The sequence below is a fragment of the Microbacterium sp. NPDC089695 genome (assembly GCF_044749085.1).
In the GTDB taxonomy this organism is placed as follows: Bacteria; Actinomycetota; Actinomycetes; order Actinomycetales; family Microbacteriaceae; genus Microbacterium.
In genome coordinates, this window is the sequence record NZ_JBIVHG010000003.1 from 230,952 (window position 1) to 247,470 (window position 16,519).

Annotated in this window: 15 protein-coding genes and 1 rRNA gene; 8 read left to right on the forward strand and 8 right to left on the reverse strand. The window is 70.4% G+C overall.

What is annotated here, in order from left to right; all coding sequences use genetic code 11:
- Positions 1 to 31 precede the first annotated feature (31 nt).
- Complete coding sequence (locus tag ACIPYT_RS15715) at positions 32 to 1,579, forward strand: amino acid permease (RefSeq protein WP_401076301.1); 1,548 nt, start codon at positions 32 to 34, stop codon at positions 1,577 to 1,579.
- Between the two features lie 22 nt (positions 1,580 to 1,601).
- Here the strand turns inward: ACIPYT_RS15715 and ACIPYT_RS15720 are convergent, their stop codons facing one another.
- The 3 genes from ACIPYT_RS15720 to ACIPYT_RS15730 are packed head-to-tail and all read right to left on the reverse strand — an operon-like array spanning position 1,602 to position 2,594.
- The gene (locus ACIPYT_RS15720) at positions 1,602 to 1,874 is read right to left on the reverse strand and encodes a metal-sensitive transcriptional regulator (protein ID WP_401076304.1); all 273 of its coding nucleotides are present in this window, start codon (positions 1,872 to 1,874) and stop codon (positions 1,602 to 1,604) included.
- 34 nt (positions 1,875 to 1,908) lie between these two features.
- Entirely contained in the window at positions 1,909 to 2,319 is a 411-nt protein-coding gene (locus tag ACIPYT_RS15725; protein WP_401076307.1) for a type II toxin-antitoxin system VapC family toxin, read from the reverse strand.
- Entirely contained in the window at positions 2,319 to 2,594 is a 276-nt protein-coding gene (locus ACIPYT_RS15730) for a type II toxin-antitoxin system prevent-host-death family antitoxin (RefSeq protein WP_401076310.1), read from the reverse strand. Before ACIPYT_RS15730 ends, ACIPYT_RS15725 begins: the two co-directional genes overlap by 1 nt.
- Before the next feature lie 83 nt (positions 2,595 to 2,677).
- Between ACIPYT_RS15730 and ACIPYT_RS15735 the strand changes: the two genes are divergently transcribed.
- Both ACIPYT_RS15735 and ACIPYT_RS15740 read left to right on the forward strand, forming a co-directional pair.
- The gene (locus ACIPYT_RS15735) at positions 2,678 to 3,955 is read left to right on the forward strand and encodes a DUF445 domain-containing protein (protein ID WP_401076312.1); all 1,278 of its coding nucleotides are present in this window, start codon (positions 2,678 to 2,680) and stop codon (positions 3,953 to 3,955) included.
- Between the two features lie 36 nt (positions 3,956 to 3,991).
- On the forward strand, positions 3,992 to 4,906 hold the full coding sequence (locus tag ACIPYT_RS15740; RefSeq protein WP_401076314.1) for an agmatinase family protein: 915 nt from the start codon (positions 3,992 to 3,994) through the stop codon (positions 4,904 to 4,906).
- Between the two features lie 31 nt (positions 4,907 to 4,937).
- Here ACIPYT_RS15740 and ACIPYT_RS15745 read toward each other — a convergent pair whose 3' ends face one another.
- Complete coding sequence (locus tag ACIPYT_RS15745) at positions 4,938 to 5,942, reverse strand: LacI family DNA-binding transcriptional regulator (protein WP_401076317.1); 1,005 nt, start codon at positions 5,940 to 5,942, stop codon at positions 4,938 to 4,940.
- 138 nt (positions 5,943 to 6,080) lie between these two features.
- Between ACIPYT_RS15745 and ACIPYT_RS15750 the strand changes: the two genes are divergently transcribed.
- Genes ACIPYT_RS15750 through ACIPYT_RS15765 form a run of 4 tightly spaced genes read left to right on the forward strand, consistent with a single transcriptional unit; the run spans position 6,081 to position 11,132 of the window.
- Entirely contained in the window at positions 6,081 to 7,331 is a 1,251-nt protein-coding gene (locus ACIPYT_RS15750) for an extracellular solute-binding protein (RefSeq protein WP_401076320.1), read from the forward strand.
- A 2-nt stretch (positions 7,332 to 7,333) separates the two neighbouring features.
- Positions 7,334 to 8,431 carry a carbohydrate ABC transporter permease gene (locus ACIPYT_RS15755; RefSeq protein WP_401076323.1) on the forward strand — a complete coding sequence of 366 codons (1,098 nt, stop codon included), beginning with the start codon at positions 7,334 to 7,336 and terminating at the stop codon, positions 8,429 to 8,431.
- Positions 8,428 to 9,267 carry a carbohydrate ABC transporter permease gene (locus ACIPYT_RS15760; RefSeq protein WP_401076326.1) on the forward strand — a complete coding sequence of 280 codons (840 nt, stop codon included), beginning with the start codon at positions 8,428 to 8,430 and terminating at the stop codon, positions 9,265 to 9,267. The genes ACIPYT_RS15755 and ACIPYT_RS15760 overlap by 4 nt, the downstream gene beginning before the upstream one ends.
- Complete coding sequence (locus tag ACIPYT_RS15765; protein ID WP_401076329.1) at positions 9,264 to 11,132, forward strand: glycogen debranching N-terminal domain-containing protein; 1,869 nt, start codon at positions 9,264 to 9,266, stop codon at positions 11,130 to 11,132. Before ACIPYT_RS15760 ends, ACIPYT_RS15765 begins: the two co-directional genes overlap by 4 nt.
- A 40-nt stretch (positions 11,133 to 11,172) precedes the next feature.
- Here the strand turns inward: ACIPYT_RS15765 and hutI are convergent, their stop codons facing one another.
- The 3 genes from hutI to hutH are packed head-to-tail and all read right to left on the reverse strand — an operon-like array spanning position 11,173 to position 15,537.
- Positions 11,173 to 12,339, reverse strand: a complete 1,167-nt coding sequence (hutI, locus tag ACIPYT_RS15770) for an imidazolonepropionase (protein ID WP_401076332.1) — start codon at positions 12,337 to 12,339, stop codon at positions 11,173 to 11,175.
- Entirely contained in the window at positions 12,336 to 14,003 is a 1,668-nt protein-coding gene (hutU, locus tag ACIPYT_RS15775) for a urocanate hydratase (protein WP_401076335.1), read from the reverse strand. The genes hutI and hutU overlap by 4 nt, the downstream gene beginning before the upstream one ends.
- A complete protein-coding gene (gene hutH, locus ACIPYT_RS15780) occupies positions 13,996 to 15,537 on the reverse strand; it encodes a histidine ammonia-lyase (protein ID WP_401076338.1) in 1,542 nt (513 codons plus the stop codon). The genes hutU and hutH overlap by 8 nt, the downstream gene beginning before the upstream one ends.
- Positions 15,538 to 15,589: 52 nt before the next feature.
- Between hutH and ACIPYT_RS15785 the strand changes: the two genes are divergently transcribed.
- Positions 15,590 to 16,375, forward strand: coding sequence for an IclR family transcriptional regulator (locus ACIPYT_RS15785; protein WP_401076341.1), 786 nt, complete (start codon positions 15,590 to 15,592; stop codon positions 16,373 to 16,375).
- A 57-nt stretch (positions 16,376 to 16,432) separates the two neighbouring features.
- Here ACIPYT_RS15785 and rrf read toward each other — a convergent pair.
- Positions 16,433 to 16,519: ribosomal RNA gene (rrf, locus tag ACIPYT_RS15790) — 5S ribosomal RNA — on the reverse strand; the annotation flags it as partial.

The window sequence follows — 16,519 nt, forward strand, 5'->3', positions numbered from 1 at the left end:
CGGCGCCTGCGCGCGGTCGAACGGAGAGCGGATGTCTGGTCAGAGCAATGAGTCCCGCAAGGTCGCTGGAGCGACCTATACACGTGCCGGCAGCGAGTACTTCGAGAAACGGACGCTGAAGAGATCGGCCGGTGTCTGGGGCCTGTGGGGCCTCGCGGTCGCCGCCGTCATCTCCGGTGACTTCTCGGGCTGGAACTTCGGCATCGACTTCGCCGGCTTCGGCGGGATGCTGATCGCCTTCGTGATCCTCGTGATCATGTACTACGGGATGATCTTCGCGATCGGTGAGATGGCCGCCGCCATGCCGCACACGGGAGGCGCGTACTCCTTCGCCCGCTCGGCGATGGGCCCGTGGGGCGGTCTCGTGACCGGGGCCGCGGAGACGATCGAGTACGTCGCGACCACAGCGGTGATCGTCTACTTCTCGGCGTCGTACGCGAACGGGATCACGAGCGAACTGCTCGGCCTCGAACTGCCGGGATGGGTCTGGTACCTCATCCTGTACGTCGTCTTCATCGCTCTGAACTCCGCCGGCGCCGCGATCTCGTTCCGCTTCGCGATCGTCGTGTCGGTGATCTCGATCGGCATCATCCTCGTGTTCTCCGCGATGGCGCTGTTCTCGGGAGCGTTCAGCTGGGACGCGCTGTGGGACATCGCGCCCGACCCCGGCCAGACCGCATTCCTGCCGCACGGCGTTCTGCCGATCCTGTTCGCGCTGCCGTTCGCGATGTGGTTCTTCCTCGGCATCGAGGAGCTCCCCCTCGCCGCCGAGGAGTCGCACAACCCCACCAAGGACATCCCGAAGGCCGGCTTCTGGGCCCGCGGCACGCTCATCGTCACCGGCCTCCTCGTGCTGTTCCTCAACACCGGCGTGATCGGCGCCGAGGCCACGGGCACCGCGGGTGAGCCGCTGCTCGACGGATTCCGCGCGATCGTCGGCGACCAGCTCGCCGCGGTGCTCGCACTGTTCGCCCTGATCGGTCTGCTCGCCTCGCTGCAGGGCATCATGTTCGCCTACGGCCGCAACATGTACTCGCTGTCGCGGGCCGGCTACTACCCGCGATTCCTCTCCCTCACCGGAAAGCGCCAGACCCCGTGGGTCGCCCTCACCGTCGGCGCCGCCATCGGGTTCATCGCGCTGATCGTGCTCGATGTGCTCACCGCCGTCGATTCGGAGGGCGCGGGCACCGTGGCCGGTGCGATCGTGCTCAACATCGCCGTCTGGGGCGCGGTCGTCGCCTACGGACTGCAGCTCGTGTCGTTCATCATCCTGCGCAGGAAGTTCCCGAACGTCGATCGCCCCTACGTCAGCCCGTGGGGCATCCCGGGTGCGGTCGCCGCCCTCGTGATCGCCGCATTGATCTTCGTGGGCTTCCTGCTGAACCCGACGTTCGGACCGGCGATCATCGCGATCGCGATCGTGTACGCGGTGATCCTGCTCGGGTTCGGCCTGTTCTTCCGGCACCGCCTCGTGCTCTCGCCCGAGGAGGAGTACGCACTGTCGGGTGGGACGCACGGCGACCCGCAGGCCGAGGGATACGACGCCATGGAAGGCGAGGTCTTCGGCGGCGGACGCTAGGACCCCATCCGCGACAGGGCCGTCACTTGCTGCTGAAGTCGAACGCCTTCAGCAGCTCGTCGACGGCCTTGTCGCGCTCATCCCCGCCCTCCTCGAACATGTGCGTCACGTGCGTGCGCAGATGATTCTCGAGCAGCAGACGGTTGAGCGACTCCAGCGAACGCTGGATCGCACGGGACTGCGTGATGATGTCCATGCAGTACTCCTCGTTCTCGATCATCCGCGCGACCCCGCGCATCTGACCCTCGAGGATGCTGGTGCGATGCAGTGCACGCTTCTTGATGTCTTCGATCACGCTTCGAGAGTACGCGTGAAACGGGCCCCGGCGCTCAGTCGGCGAAGGGGTTCACCACCGACAGCCCAGGGATGTCGAAGTCCTTCACGTTGCGCGTCACGAGCGTCAGCCCGTGGTGCAGGGCGGTCGCGGCGATCAGCGCATCGCCGAGCCGACGACGATCCGGCACCTGGATCGCGGCGCAGATCCGCCCGATCTCCACGGTGACAGGCAGCAGACGTCCCTCGTAGCCGCGTCGCGCGCGGGCGAGCCAGAGATCGAGGCGCGCCGCCTGCCGCGGGTCGCGGTGGCGCAGGCCTGCCGCGCCGAGTTCCAGCTCGTAGTCCGTCACGACGCTGACACGCCAGTCGTCGTCCCTCAGCGCATCCAGCCATCCGAGAACCGCGGGATGCCCGCGTTCGGGGCGTCGGGTCTCGGAGATCACGTTGGTGTCGAGGAGGTACATCAGTCGAACTCGACGGGAGGACGGTCGGGCGTGTTCGCGCGGATGTCGGCCAGCACCTCGTCGAACTCGTCGTCGTCGACGCTCACCCCTGACGGCGGCGACAGGATCGCCAGCGCGGATCGCGGGTCCCGCGGTTCCGCGAGCGTGAGACGTTCGTACTCTCCGATGTTGAGCAGCACGTACGCGGGCTCGCCGCGCCTCGTGATCATGACGGGCTGGTCGTCGGCGACGCGCTGGGCGCGCGCGACGGAATGGTTGAACTCACGCGCGGTCATGGTGAACACGATGCACCTCGATTCGGAATGTAGTGATGGTACTACACAGGCCTGCACATCGTTCCGCGTGAAAGGATGACGTCATGCCGCGAACACCGATGGCGCTGCTCTCCCCCGCCGACCAGGCGCGGCGTCTTGCGCTGCGCCGCATGAAGGCCGTCGCCCTCGGCGCCCTGATCTTCATGGCCATCCTGTTCGTGATCGCGTTCTGGTTGCAGGAGCGTCAGCCGTGGCTCGGCTACGTGCGCGCCGCGGCCGAGGGCGGCATGGTCGGAGCCCTCGCCGACTGGTTCGCCGTGACCGCGCTGTTCCGGCGGCCCCTCGGTCTCCCCATCCCGCACACCGCGATCATCCCGAGCCGCAAAGACGAGATCGGCCGCTCGCTCGGCGAGTTCGTCGAGACCAATTTCCTCGAGGCCGGCGTCGTGCGCACCAAGCTCTCGACCACGGCGATCGCCCAGCGCGCCGGTGAGTGGCTCAGAGAACCGGAACACGCCGAGCGCGTCGCCGCCGAGGGATCGACCATCGCGACCGCCGTGCTCAACGCGCTCAGCGACGACGACGTGCGCGACCTCATCACCGACCTCGCCCGGGAGCACCTCGTCTCGCCCGAGTGGGGTCCGCCGGCCGGAGCCTGGCTCGAGAAGATCGTCGAGGCCGACGCGCACCACGGCGCGGTCGACCTCGCAGCCGACAGCATCGCGCGCTGGCTCGAGGCGAACGCCGCATCGTTCTCCGGTCTCATCTCGCGACGTCTGCCCGGCTGGGTGCCGAAGCTCGCACACCGCTTCGTCGACGACACCGCCTACAACGAGGCGGTCAAGTTCGTGCACGCCGTGCAGGCCGACCCTCGGCATCCTGCCCGCCTCGCGGTCGACGGCTATCTGTCGCGACTGGCCGACAGCCTGCAGCACGACCCCGCCACGCGCGCCAAGCTCGAGAACGCCAAGGCCTCGCTGTTCGACAGCCCGCGCGTCGGAGCTCTCGCCGCCGAGGCGTGGAACACGGCGAAGAACGGACTGCTCACCGCCCTCGCCGACCCCGAGAGCGGCCTCCGCCGACGCGCGGCTCAGGCCCTGCAGGAGATCGGCGAGAGGCTGACGACGGATGCCGCGCTGCAGCGCCGCGTCGACACGTGGGTCTCCGACGCGGCGGTGTTCCTGGTCGACCGGTATCGGCACGACATCGCGTCGATCATCACCGACACGGTGGAGCGCTGGGATCCGGCCGAGACCACCGAGAAGATCGAGCTCATGGTCGGCCGCGACCTGCAGTACATCCGCCTCAACGGCACGGTCGTCGGCGCCCTCGCGGGCCTCGCGATCTTCACCGTCGCCCACGCTCTGATCCCCGGGGCCTGACCCCCGATCCCCGATCCCGACCCAGGAGGCACGCGCATGGCGCTCTCGCACGATCCCCTCTGGCCGCGCGCCGGATCCTGGCCCGCCCCCGACGGCGATGTCGACGCCGTGCTGCTCGGGGTGCCGACCTGGCGCACCTCGCTATCCCCGACGGGCGCGCACGCCACGCCCGCAGCGATCCGCGAGGCGCTCCCGCGCTACGGCGCGACACTCATGGGACCGCCTGCGGTGGACCTCGACGAGGTGCTGCGCATCGCGGATGCCGGAGACGTGGTCGAACCGGACGGCGACGAGGGCGAGGCGACGACCATCGGCCGCGTGCGTGAGCTCGCCGAGGCGGCGCGGCTGCTGATCGCCCTCGGCGGCGACAACTCGCTCACCTACCCGGTCGCGCTCGGCACCGGGGCGACGGGGCTGATCACGATCGACGCGCACTTCGACCTGCGCGACGGCGTCTCGAACGGCACGCCCGTGCGGCGCCTGGTCGAAGACGTGCCGGTCTCGGCATTGGTCGACACCGCCCGCATCGATCCCACGCGGATCGTGCAGATCGGGATCGCCGACTTCGCGAACTCCGCGGCGTACGCCCGCCGCGCGGCCGACTGGGGCATCCGCGTGATCACCCTCGACGAGGTGCGCCGCCGCGGGATCGACGACGTCGTCGCGGAGGCCCTGGAGATCGCGGGAGCCGGCGTCGACCCCCGCATCCATCTCGACGTCGACGTGGACGCGTGCGACCGCTCGGTCGCGCCCGGCTGCCCCGCGAGCGTCCCCGGCGGCTTCGCCGCGTGGGAGCTGCGCGCGCTCACCCGCGCGATCGCGACGGACGCGCGCGTCGTGAGCGCAGACCTCGCCGAGGTCGATGCGACGGCGGACGCGGAGGATGCTCGGACCGTGCGGCTCGCGGCGCTGTGCGTGCTGGAGATGCTCGCGGGTCTCGCCACGCGCTGATCCGCACGATCCCTGCCGATCCGTCCCGCTGTCAGCGGATCACGAGCTCGGGAGTTATGAGCGCGTGCGCGGCCCCCGATTCCAGACGCCGGGGCGCGACCACATCCCCGGTCGGGCCCATGAGCAACTCGAGCACCGCCTGCGCCACGTCCTCGGGACGCTGCTCGACGCTCGAGAACCCGAGCGCCTCGGCCGTGGGGGTGTTGTCGAATCCGATCACCGGCACCGGCAGGCGTGCATCGGCGAGCGCGAGCTGAGCCCCGACCGCGAGCGAGTCGCTCGCGCACACGATCGCATCCACGCGAGTGCCGTCTGCGAGCACGCGCCCCACCGCCTCGCGGGCGCCGGCCACGGACTCCTCCGCGACCATCCGCACACCCTGCGCGCCGGCCTCGCCCATCGCCTCCCGCCAGCCGCGTTCCCGGTCGTCGCCGGTTCCCGAGCCCGACGGCCAGCCGAGGAACGCCACGGTGTCGCCGAAGCCCAGCGCGTGGCCGGTCGCGGCGCGCGTGCCTGCGGCACCGTCGACGTCGACCCACAGGTGCGTGGGGTCGGCGATGTCGTCGTCGCCCCAGGGGCGACCGAACGAGATGAACGGCAGGCCGACCGCATCCAAGCGACCGACGCGGGGGTCGTCGCGCTCGGTGGCGGTGAGGATGGCCGCGTCGATCTCCGACCCCTCCCACAGCTCGGTGAGCCGGCTGAGCTCTTCCTGTGGCGAGCGCGCCGCGTAGACGAGCATCCGCATCCCGCGCGCACTCGCACGCTCGGTGATGGCGTGCACGAAGCGGTCGAGCACGACACCCGAGACTCCGCCGAGGTACGGATCGAGGCGGATGCCGATGGTCGAGCTGCGACGCAGGCGCAGGCGTCGCGCGGCCGCGTGCCGTCGGTAGCCGAGCTCGTCGATCGCGGCGAGCACGCGCTCGCGCGTCTCGGGGCGGACGATGTCGGGGGTGTTGAGGACGTTCGACACCGTCTGCCTCGAGACGCCGGCGTGTGCCGCGACGTCCTCGACCGTGGGCGCCTTCGCCATCGCTCTCCTCGCTCCTGCGCGGGCTTGACACGCCCGCTCTGCGCGACCTAGCCTATTCCACGCAGAGTTTGATCGTTCAAATCACACCCGGAACGACGATCACAGTCACTCGCGATGACTCATCAAAGGAGAGAGACCATGACACAGCACACCACACGCGCCCTCCTCGGCACCGGAGCGGTGCTGATCGCCAGCACGCTCGCGCTGACCGGATGCGGTTCCGGCTTCTCAGGCGGCGACTCCGGTGGCGACTCGGAGGGCCTCACCTCCTCCGACGACGCGCTCACCATCCTCATCGGCTCCTCCGGCGATGCCGAGACCGCCGCCGTGCAGTCCGCGGTCGACGCCTGGTCGGAGGAGTCCGGCACGAAGGTCAGCGTGCAGGTCGCGAGCGACCTCGCCCAGGAGCTCTCGCAGGGCTTCGCGGCGGGCAAGCCCGCCGACCTGTTCTACCTCGCCCCCGAGCAGATGGCCGGCTTCGCGAAGAACGGCTCGCTGCAGGCCTACGGCGACGAGCTCGCGAACAAGGACGACTTCTACCCGTCGCTCGTCGAGAACTTCACGCTCGACGGCACGTTCTACTGCGCCCCCAAGGACTTCTCGACGCTCGCGCTCGTGATCAACAGCCAGATGTGGGCGGATGCCGGACTCACCGACGCCGACCTGCCGAAGAGCTGGGACGACCTCGCGACCGTCGCGCAGAAGCTCACCACCCCCGAGCACGTCGGACTCGCCTTCGGCGCCGAGTACCAGCGCGTCGGCACGTTCATGGCCCAGGCGGGCGGCGGTCTCGTCGACGACGGCACCGCGATCGCCAACGACCAGGCCAACGTCGACGCCCTCGACTACGTCAAGACGCACCTGAACGACGGCACCTTCGCCTACGCCAAGGACGTCGGCGCGGGATGGGGCGGCGAGGCGCTCGGCAAGGGCCTGGCCGCGATGGTGATCGAGGGCAACTGGATCACCGGCGCCATGGAGAACGACTTCAGCTCCGTCGACTACACCGTCGCCGAGCTCCCCGAAGGTCCGGGCGGTGCGGGCACCCTGCAGTTCACGAACTGCTGGGGCATGGCGGCCGACAGCCCCAACCAGCAGGCCGCTCTCGACCTCGTCGAGCACCTGACGAGCGCCGACAGCCAGCTCGCGTTCTCGAAGGCCTTCGGTCCGATGCCGTCGATCTCCTCGGCGGCCGACCAGTGGACGGCCGACAACCCCGCGCTCGCGCCGTTCCTCGCCGGAGCCGACTACGCGCAGTTCCCGCCGAACCAGGATGGCGCCGCCGACGTGGTCGCCGACTTCAACGCCCAGCTGGAGTCGCTGAAGACCGGCGACCCCGCGCAGATCCTCGGCACCGTGCAGTCGAACCTCGAAGCGATCGTCGAGTAAGCATGACGACGCAGGCCACGCCTCGCCGCGGAGGGGCCTCCGGGCTCCGCCGCGGCGAGGCCGCAGCCGGATGGCTCTTCACCGCCCCGGTGATCGTCATCCTCGGCGTCTTCCTCCTCGTCCCCGTGCTCATGGCCCTCTGGGTGAGCGTGTCGGACTGGGGAGGGCGCGGCAGCCCCCTCTCCCCCGCGGTCTCGTTCGTCGGCACCGAGAACTACGGCGCCGTGCTCACCGACGGAGGACTCGCCACGAAGGACTTCGGCACTGCCCTGCGCAACAACGCCTGGTACGTGCTGCTCGTCGTGCCGCTGCAGACCGCCCTCGCACTGTTCCTCGCCGTGCTCGTGAACCGGGCCGTGCTCCGCGGTCGCGGCTTCTTCCGCACGGCCTACTACTTCCCCTCCGTCACGAGCTCGGTCGCGATCACGGTGCTGTGGCTCTTCCTCTTCTCGGCGAGCGGCGCCGTCAACAGCCTGCTCTCGTGGTTCGGTGTCGAGGGGCCCAACTGGTTCAACGACCCGCGCGGCGTGCTGCACCTGCTGCTCGGCGCCTTCGGGGTCGACGCGGGGCCGGCGGCCCTCACCGGCGGCGGAATGCTCGGCATCTCCTGGTGGGAGTGGCTCGCCGGCCCGTCCATCGCGATGAGCGCCTACGTCCTGATGGCGGTGTTCACGACCTCGGGCACGTTCATGCTGCTGTTCCTGGCAGGCCTGCAGAATCTCGGCGCCGACGTCGACGAGGCCGCCATGATGGACGGCGCGAACGGCTGGCAGCGCTTCTGGCGCGTCACGCTCCCCCAGCTGCGGCCGACCCTGTTCACGGTGCTCACGCTCGGGCTCATCGGATGCTGGCAGGTGTTCGACCAGATCTACACGGGCACGCGCGGCGCCCCGAGCAAGACCACCCTCACACCCGCCTACCAGTCCTACAAGACCGCGTTCACGGATCAGGAGTGGGGCCAGGGCGCGGCGATCGCGTTCATCCTGTTCGTCATCATCGTCGTGTTCACGCTGTTGCAGCGCTGGGTGCTGCGCGACCGGCCGGTGTCGCGCCGACGCATCCGCGCGTATGAGATCACGACGAAGGGAGGCGTGTCATGAGACTCTCCTCCAAGCAGCTCACGTGGCAGATCGTGCTGTACGCGGTGCTGATCGTGCTGGCGCTCATCTACATCTACCCGTTCCTGATCCAGGTGTTCACGAGCTTCAAGACCGATGAGGATGCCGCGGCCTCCGGCCTCGGCCTGCTGCCCGATTCCTGGACGTTCGCGGCGTACGAACGCCTGTTCGCGAACTCCGACTTCCCGTCGTGGTTCGTGAACAGCGCGGTCGTGACGATCTTCGTCACCGCGGGACGCGTGTTCTTCAACTCGCTCGCAGGATACGCTCTCGCCCGTCTCCGCTTCCGCGGACGCGGCGTCGTGTTCGCGGCGCTCGTGGCCGTCATGTCGGTGCCCACCGTGGTGCTGCTGATCCCGAAGTTCCTCGTGATCAACCAGCTCGGCATCTTCAACTCGTACGCCGGCATGATCCTCCCGCTGCTCGTCGACGCCGCGGGGGTCTTCATCATGAAGAACTTCTTCGAGTCGATCCCGGTGTCGGTCGAGGAGCAGGCGCGCATCGACGGCGCCGGGACGTTCCGGATGTTCTGGTCGGTCGTGCTGCCCATGGCGACGCCCGCGCTCATCACGATCGTGATCCTGTCGTTCCAGGGATCCTGGAACGAGTTGAGCCACTTCATCGTGTCGACCAACGACCCCGCCCTGACGACGCTCACCAAGGGCGTCGCCTCCCTCGCGAGCGGACAGCTCAGCCAGGGCACCCAGTACCCCCTCAAGCTGGCCGCCGCGCTCATCATGACGATCCCCGTCGCCGTGATGTTCTTCATCTTCCAGCGCCGCATCATGAATTCCACAGAAGGAGCCGTCAAGGAATGACCGACCGCCCCCATCTCCAGCCCCTGCTCGACCAGGCGGTGATCACGCTCGACGCCCCCACCCAGGTGTGGTCGGCGCGCGACGGCCGCATGGGCACCTCCCCGATCCACGGCGTGTACCACGGCGACGTCCGACACATCGCCGCGATCGACCTCGCGGTGCGGGGCACGGCTGCGGAGTCGATCGGATGCTCGTCGGCGACGCCCGACCGCGTGGTGTTCACGGATCTGCTGCGCGGCCTGGACGACGATGGCGCCGACCCGAAGGTCCGCCTCGACCGCGAGCGCACGGTCGAGGCCGGGCGCTTCACCGAGAGCATCCGCTTCGCCTCCCACCTCGAGTCCGAGGTACCGCTCGAGATCACGGTGCGAGTGCGTCCGGACTTCTCCCCCATGCAGGTCGTGAAGGCAGGGATGGACGACGGCGTCGACTGGAGCTGGGACGGCCGGGTGTGCCGTGCGGGTGATGCCTCGTTCACGCTCTCCGCTCCGGATGCGGAGGTGTCGGAGGACGGCGGCGAGATCGTGCTCGTGTGGCGGACGACCGTCCCGGCGCGCGGAGCGGTCGAGCTCGACTGGTCGGCCGACCTCGACGACCCGACCCTGGTCGTGACCTCGCCGGCGCCCTCGTCGACCACGCAGCCGGTGGCGTCCGCGAGCGATCCTCGTGTCGGGCGCTGGCTCGACCGCGCCGCGGCCGACCTCGCCGCGCTGCGGCTGGCCCTTCCGGAGCACCCGGACGACGCGTTCTACGCCGCCGGGGCTCCGTGGTTCTTCACGCTGTTCGGTCGCGACTCCCTCTGGGCCGCCCGCCTCGCGCTGGCCGCCGATCCCGCCGTCGCCGCCTCGACGCTGCGGGTGCTCTCACGCCTGCAGGGCACCGTCGTGGATGCGGCGACAGCCCAGGCACCGGGCAAGATCGCGCACGAGCTGCGCAGCGGCGCCCTCTCGCTGCCGAACGAGGGCGTGCACCTGCCGCCGCTGTACTACGGCACGGTCGACGCGACGCCGCTGTGGGTGTGTCTGCTCGCCGACGCGCGCGACGCCGGACTCTCCGACGGTGAGCTGCGCGAGCTGCTCCCCGCGCTGCGCGCGGCCCTGGAGTGGATGGTCGTGCATGGCGACGCCTCGGGCAGCGGGTTCATCGACTATCGCGACGAGACGGGCCACGGACTCGCCAACCAGGGGTGGAAGGACTCCGGCGACTCGATCCAGTGGCGCGACGGGCGTCTCGCCGAGGGGCCGATCGCGCTGAGCGAGGTGCAGGGCTACGCCTACGAGGCCGCGATCCGCGGCGCCGCCCTGCTCGACGAGATGGGCGAGAGCGGCGGTGATCAGCTCCGCACCTGGGCCGCCGACCTGCGGTCGCGTTTCCGCGCGGCGTACTGGGTCACGACCGACGAGGGCCGCTACCCCGCGATCGCCCTCGACGCGCATGGCGCCCCGGTCGACACCCTCACGAGCAACATCGGCCATCTGATCGGCACAGGGATCCTCGACGCCGACGAAGAGCGGGCCTGTGCCGACCTGCTCACGGGAGAGTCGATGTCGAGCGGGTACGGCATCCGCACGATGTCGACAGGCGCCGCCGGATACTGGCCGCTGAGCTACCACGGCGGCAGCGTGTGGGCGCACGACACCGCGATCGCCGTGCACGGGATGCTGCGCGCGGGCCTCACCGAGCCGGCCCGCCGCGTCGCCGAACAGCTCATCGACCTCGCGGAGGGCTTCGAGTACCGCGTCCCCGAGCTGCACTCCGGCGAGCCGCGTGTGATCGGCGGCTCACCGGTGCCGTACCCCGCAGCGTGCCGTCCGCAGGCGTGGTCGGCCGCCGCCGCGGTGGTGACCGCCGAGGCGCTGCGCTGACCCGCGGTCGAGAGGATCGGGTCGAGGGACGGGGTCGACGTCAGCGGACGGCGACCCCGTCCTTCCAGACCTGATCGACGAGCGGGACTCCCGGGCGGTAGGCGAGGTGGATGCGCGTCGGCGCGCTCAGCAGCACGAGGTCGGCCCGCGCGCCCGGTGCGATCACGCCGATGTCGTCGCGACGCAGCGCCCTCGCGCCTCCCGCCGTCGCCGCCCACACGGCTTCGGCCGGAGTCATGCCCATGTCGCGCACCGCGACCGCGATGCAGAACGCCATCGACGACGTGAAGCTCGAGCCCGGATTGGTGTCGCACGCGAGGGCCACGGTGACGCCGGCGTCGATCAGTCGCCTCGCGTCGGGATACGGCTGCCGCGTGGAGAACTCGACCCCCGGCAGCAGCGTGAGCACGGTGTCCGACCCCGCGAGCGCCGCGATGTCGGCATCCGAGAGGTAGGTGCCGTGGTCGACCGAGGCCGCGCCGAGCTCGACCGCGAGTCGCACGCCGTCGCCCGGCCCGAGCTGGCTCGCGTGCAGGCGCGGCGTGAGACCGGCCGCGATGCCCGCCTCGAGGATCCGTCGCGACTGCGCGACCGTGAACGCGCCCGTCTCGCAGAACGCGTCGATCCACCGGGAGTGGGGCGCGCACGCGTGGAGCATCTCCCCGCACACGAGGTCGACGTACGCGTCGGGGTCGTCGGCGTACTCGGCCGGCACGACGTGCGCGCCGAGGAACGTGACCTCGGGTGTGACCTCGGCCGCGAGCCGCACGAGACGTTCCTCGTCGGCGACCGATAGCCCGTAGCCGCTCTTGATCTCGACCGTGGTCGTCCCCTGCGCGAGCATCTCGTCGACGAAGCCGCGCAGGCGTGCGCGCAGTTCCTCGTCGCTCGCCGCGCGCGTGGCGGCGACGGTCGAGCGGATGCCCCCGGCCGCGTACTTCTGCCCGGCCATGCGCGCCTCGAACTCCGCTGCGCGGTCGCCGCCGAACACGAGGTGGCTGTGGCTGTCGACGAAGCCCGGGATCACGGCCCGACCACCGGCATCCACGATCTCGTCGGCATCCGGCGCGTCGGCGGCGGATCCGACCCAGGCGACCCGTCCGCCGTCGATCAGCACGGCGGCGTCGTGCCGCGTGCCACAGGGGTCGCTGGGATTCGAGCCGGCGTTCGTCGTCAGCTCGCCGATGTTCGTCAGCAGCGTGCTCACAGCATCGGCACCGTCAGGCCGCGCTCGCGGGCGATGTCGCGCGCGTGCTCGTACCCGGCGTCGACGTGGCGCATGACGCCGGTCCCCGGGTCGTTCGTCAGCACCCGCTCGACCTTCTCGGCCGCGAGTGCCGAGCCGTCGGCGACCGTGACCTGCCCGGCGTGGATCGACCGACCGATGCCGACACCCCCGCCGTGGTGCAGCGACACCCAGGAGGCCCCGGAGGCCGTGTTGAGCAGGGCGTTCAGCAACGGCCAGTCGGCGATCGCGTCGGAGCCGTCCTTCATGCCCTCGGTCTCGCGGTACGGCGAGGCGACGGAGCCCGAGTCGAGGTGGTCGCGGCCGATCACGATCGGCGCCGACAGCTCGCCCGAGGCGACCATCTCGTTGAACTTCAGCCCGGCGAGGTGCCGCTCCTTGTAGCCGAGCCAGCAGATCCGTGCGGGCAGGCCTTCGAAGTGCACCTTCTCCCCCGCCTTCTCGAGCCAGCGATGCAGCGCCGCGTCCTCCGGGAAGAGCTCGGCGATCGCCCGATCGGTCTTGCGGATGTCCTCGGGGTCTCCCGACAGGGCGGCCCAGCGGAATGGACCGCGGCCCTCCTCGAACTGCGGGCGGATGTACGCCGGAACGAATCCGGGAAAGGCGAAGGCCCGGTCGAAGCCGCCCAGCTGCGCCTCAGCGCGGATCGAGTTGCCGTAGTCGAACACCGCGGCCCCGGCATCCTGGAACGCGACCATCGCCGCGACGTGCGCGGCCATCGACTCGCGCGCCCGGCGGGTGAACTCCTCGGGATCGCGCTCGGCCTCGGACTTCCAGTCGGAGACGGGGATGCCGATCGGCAGGTACGCCAACGGGTCGTGCGCGCTCGTCTGGTCGGTCACGATGTCGATCGGCACGCCGCGCCGCTGAAGTTCGGGGAAAACCTCGGCGGCGTTGCCGACGACGCCGACCGAGAGCGCCTCGCCGGCGTCCTTTGCCGCCACGGCCCGAGCGACGGCCTCGTCGAGGTCGGTGAAGTACACGTCGAGGTAGCCGTGGTCGACGCGACGGGCGAGGCGCGACTCGTCGACGTCGACGATGAGCACGGCGCCGTCGTTCATGGTGACGGCGAGCGGCTGTGCGCCGCCCATGCCCCCGGCACCGCCGGTGAGCGACAGAGTGCCCTTCAGCGAATCGCGGCCGAGTGAGCGCGCGACCGCCGCGAAGGTCTCGTACGTGCCCTGCAGGATCCCCTGGGTGCCGATGTAGATCCACGACCCGGCGGTCATCTGGCCGTACATCATGAGACCGAGCTCTTCGAGACGCCGGAACTCGGGCCAGTTCGCCCAGTCGCCGACGAGGTTCGAGTTCGCGATCAGCACGCGTGGCGCCCACTCGTGCGTGCGGAACACGCCGACCGGCTTGCCGGACTGCACGAGCAGCGTCTCATCCGGTTCGAGCTCGTCCAGCGTGCGCACGATCGCGTCGTACGCCTCCCAGCTGCGCGCGGCCCGCCCCGTGCCCCCGTAGACGACCAGGTCTTCGGGGTGCTCGGCGACCTCGGGGTCGAGGTTGTTCATCAGCATCCGCTTGGCGGCTTCGGCGCCCCAGCTCTTGGCCGTGCGCTGGTCGCCGCGCGGCGCACGGATCGTGCGGGCGGCGGCGGTGGTCGTGGTGTCAGTCATGCGCGTGCTCCTTCGCGATGCGGGTGACGGCGCCGGACTGCACCAGTGCGGTCACGGCTTCCATGTCGGGTGAGAGGAAACGGTCGGGCCCCGGGCCCGCTGCCACGGTACGGACGAGGTCGCGGACCGCCCCGGTCGCCGGCCCCGCGTGCAGCGGTGCCCGCAGGTCGAGCGCGCGGGCGCCGGTGAGGATCTCGATCGCGAGAACGCGCCCGAGCCCGTCGATCGCGCGGCGCAGCTTACGGGCGGCGGCCCACCCCATCGACACGTGGTCCTCCTGCATGGCGGAGGAGGGGATCGAATCGACGGATGCCGGAACGGCGAGGCGCTTGAGCTCCGACACGATGCCCGCCGAGGCGTACTGCGCGATCATGAGTCCGGAGTCGACGCCGACCTCGTCGGCGAGGAACGGCGGCAGGCCGTGGTTGCGGGCGGGGTCGAGCGCGCGGTCGGTGCGACGCTCCGAGACCGAAGCGACGTCGGCGACCGAGATCGCGAGGAAGTCGAGGACTGCGGCGATCGGGGCGCCGTGGAAGTTGCCGTTCGACTCGATGCGTCCGTCGACGGTGATGACGGGATTGTCGATCACGCTGGCGAGCTCACGGCCGGCGATGAGCGTCGCATACGCCATCGTGTCTCTGGCCGTCCCGTGCACCTGCGGCGAGCACCGCAGCGAGTACGCGTCCTGCACACGGCCGTCCTCCGGCCCCTTATGGCTGTGCACGATCGGCGAGTCGTGCAGGAATGCGCGCAGGTGAGCGGCGGACTCCCCCTGTCCGATCTGGGGGCGCAGCGCCATCAGATCCGCGGCGAAGACCGCATCCGTGCCCAGTTGCGACTCGATCGACATCGCGGCGGCCATGTCGGCGGTGAGCAGGAGGGACTCGAGGTCGTGCAGCGCGAGCGCCAGGGTCGCGAGCATCCCGTCCGTGCCGTTGATGAGGGCGAGCCCCTCCTTCTCGACCAGCGTGACGGGCTCGATGCCGGCGGCGGCGAGTGCCGCGGATGCAGCCACGAGCTCGCCGTCGGACGTGCGCACGTCGCCTTCGCCCATCGCCGCGAGTGCGATGTGGGCGAGGGGTGCGAGGTCGCCGGAGCAGCCGAGCGAGCCGTACTCGCGGACGATGGGCGTGATACCGGCGTTGAGGAGTGCGGCGTAGGTCTCGACGACGACCGCGCGCACCCCCGTCCGCCCGGAGGCGAGGGTCTGCAGACGCAGCAGTTGGAGTCCGCGAATGACTTCACGCTCGACTTCAGCGCCGGTGCCCGCGGCGTGCGAGCGGATGAGGCTCGCCTGCAACTGGAGTCGGCGGTCGGGCGCGATGAACGTCGTCGCGAGGGCGCCGAATCCGGTGGAGACCCCGTAGTGCGGGTTCGGATCTGCCGCGAGCCCGTCGATCACACGACGGGTTTCAGCGACACGCTCCAGCGCCTCGGGACTGATGACGACAGGGGCGTCGTGGCGTGCGACGGCGACGACGTCGGGGATCGACAGCGTCGCGGCGCCGACGAGGACGGGGGACGGAGTGCTCATGACTCGATTCCACACCCCGGTGCGTGCCGAGGACACCGCTTCGTGAGATCCTGTGTCTGTGATCCCAGACGCTTCGGAGAGCTCAGGTGTCGGCGCCCAAGTGCCGGCAGCGGACAACACCCTGCGGATGCTCCGCTATCTCGCCGGGCGTCCGGCGCCCGTCGCCGCGTCGGCGATCGCCCGTGACCTCGCCCTGCCGCGCTCGACGGTGTACCACCTGCTCACGACCCTCGCGGCGCACGGTTTCGTGATGCATCTCCGTGAGGATCGTCGCTGGGGCCTCGGTACGTCGGCCTTCGAGCTCGCCGGCGGCTACGCGCGGCAGCAGCCCCTCGCCCGACTCGGCCGCCCACTCGTGGCCGCGTTGTCCGACCGGCTGGGGGAGAGCGCCCACCTGGCGGTGATGAGCGGCGGCGACGTGCTGTACATCGTCGAGGAGAGGGCACCGCGGCGTCCCGCACTCGTGACCGACGTGGGAGTGCGGCTACCCGCGCACCTCACCGCGTCGGGGCGAGCGATGCTGGCGGCTCTCCCCCGCGAGCAGGTTCGCGCGCTGTACCCCGGCGCCTCGGCGTTTCCCGATCGCACCGGAGTGGGTCCGCGCACCCCGGCGCAGCTTCGGGAGGTCCTGCGGATCGTGCGTGAGCGCGGATACGCGACGGAGGACAGCGAGGTCGCCGACGGCCTCCGCAGCGTGGGCGCAGCGGTGCGCGACCATTCCGGCTGGCCCGTCGCCGCCGTCGCCGTGACCTGGGCGGACGACGCTCTCGACGAGACACTCCTCGCGGATGCCGTGCGCGACACGGCATCCGTCCTGGAGTCGCGCCTGCGCCGATGACGCGGCGTTAACGCAGAAGAGCCACCCAGCATTGGGTGGCTCTTCTGTCTAAAAGGAGTCCGGCGGTGTCCTACTCTCCCACAGGGTCCCCCCTGCAGTACCATCGGCGCTGTGAGGCTTAGCTTCCGGGTTCGGAATGTAACC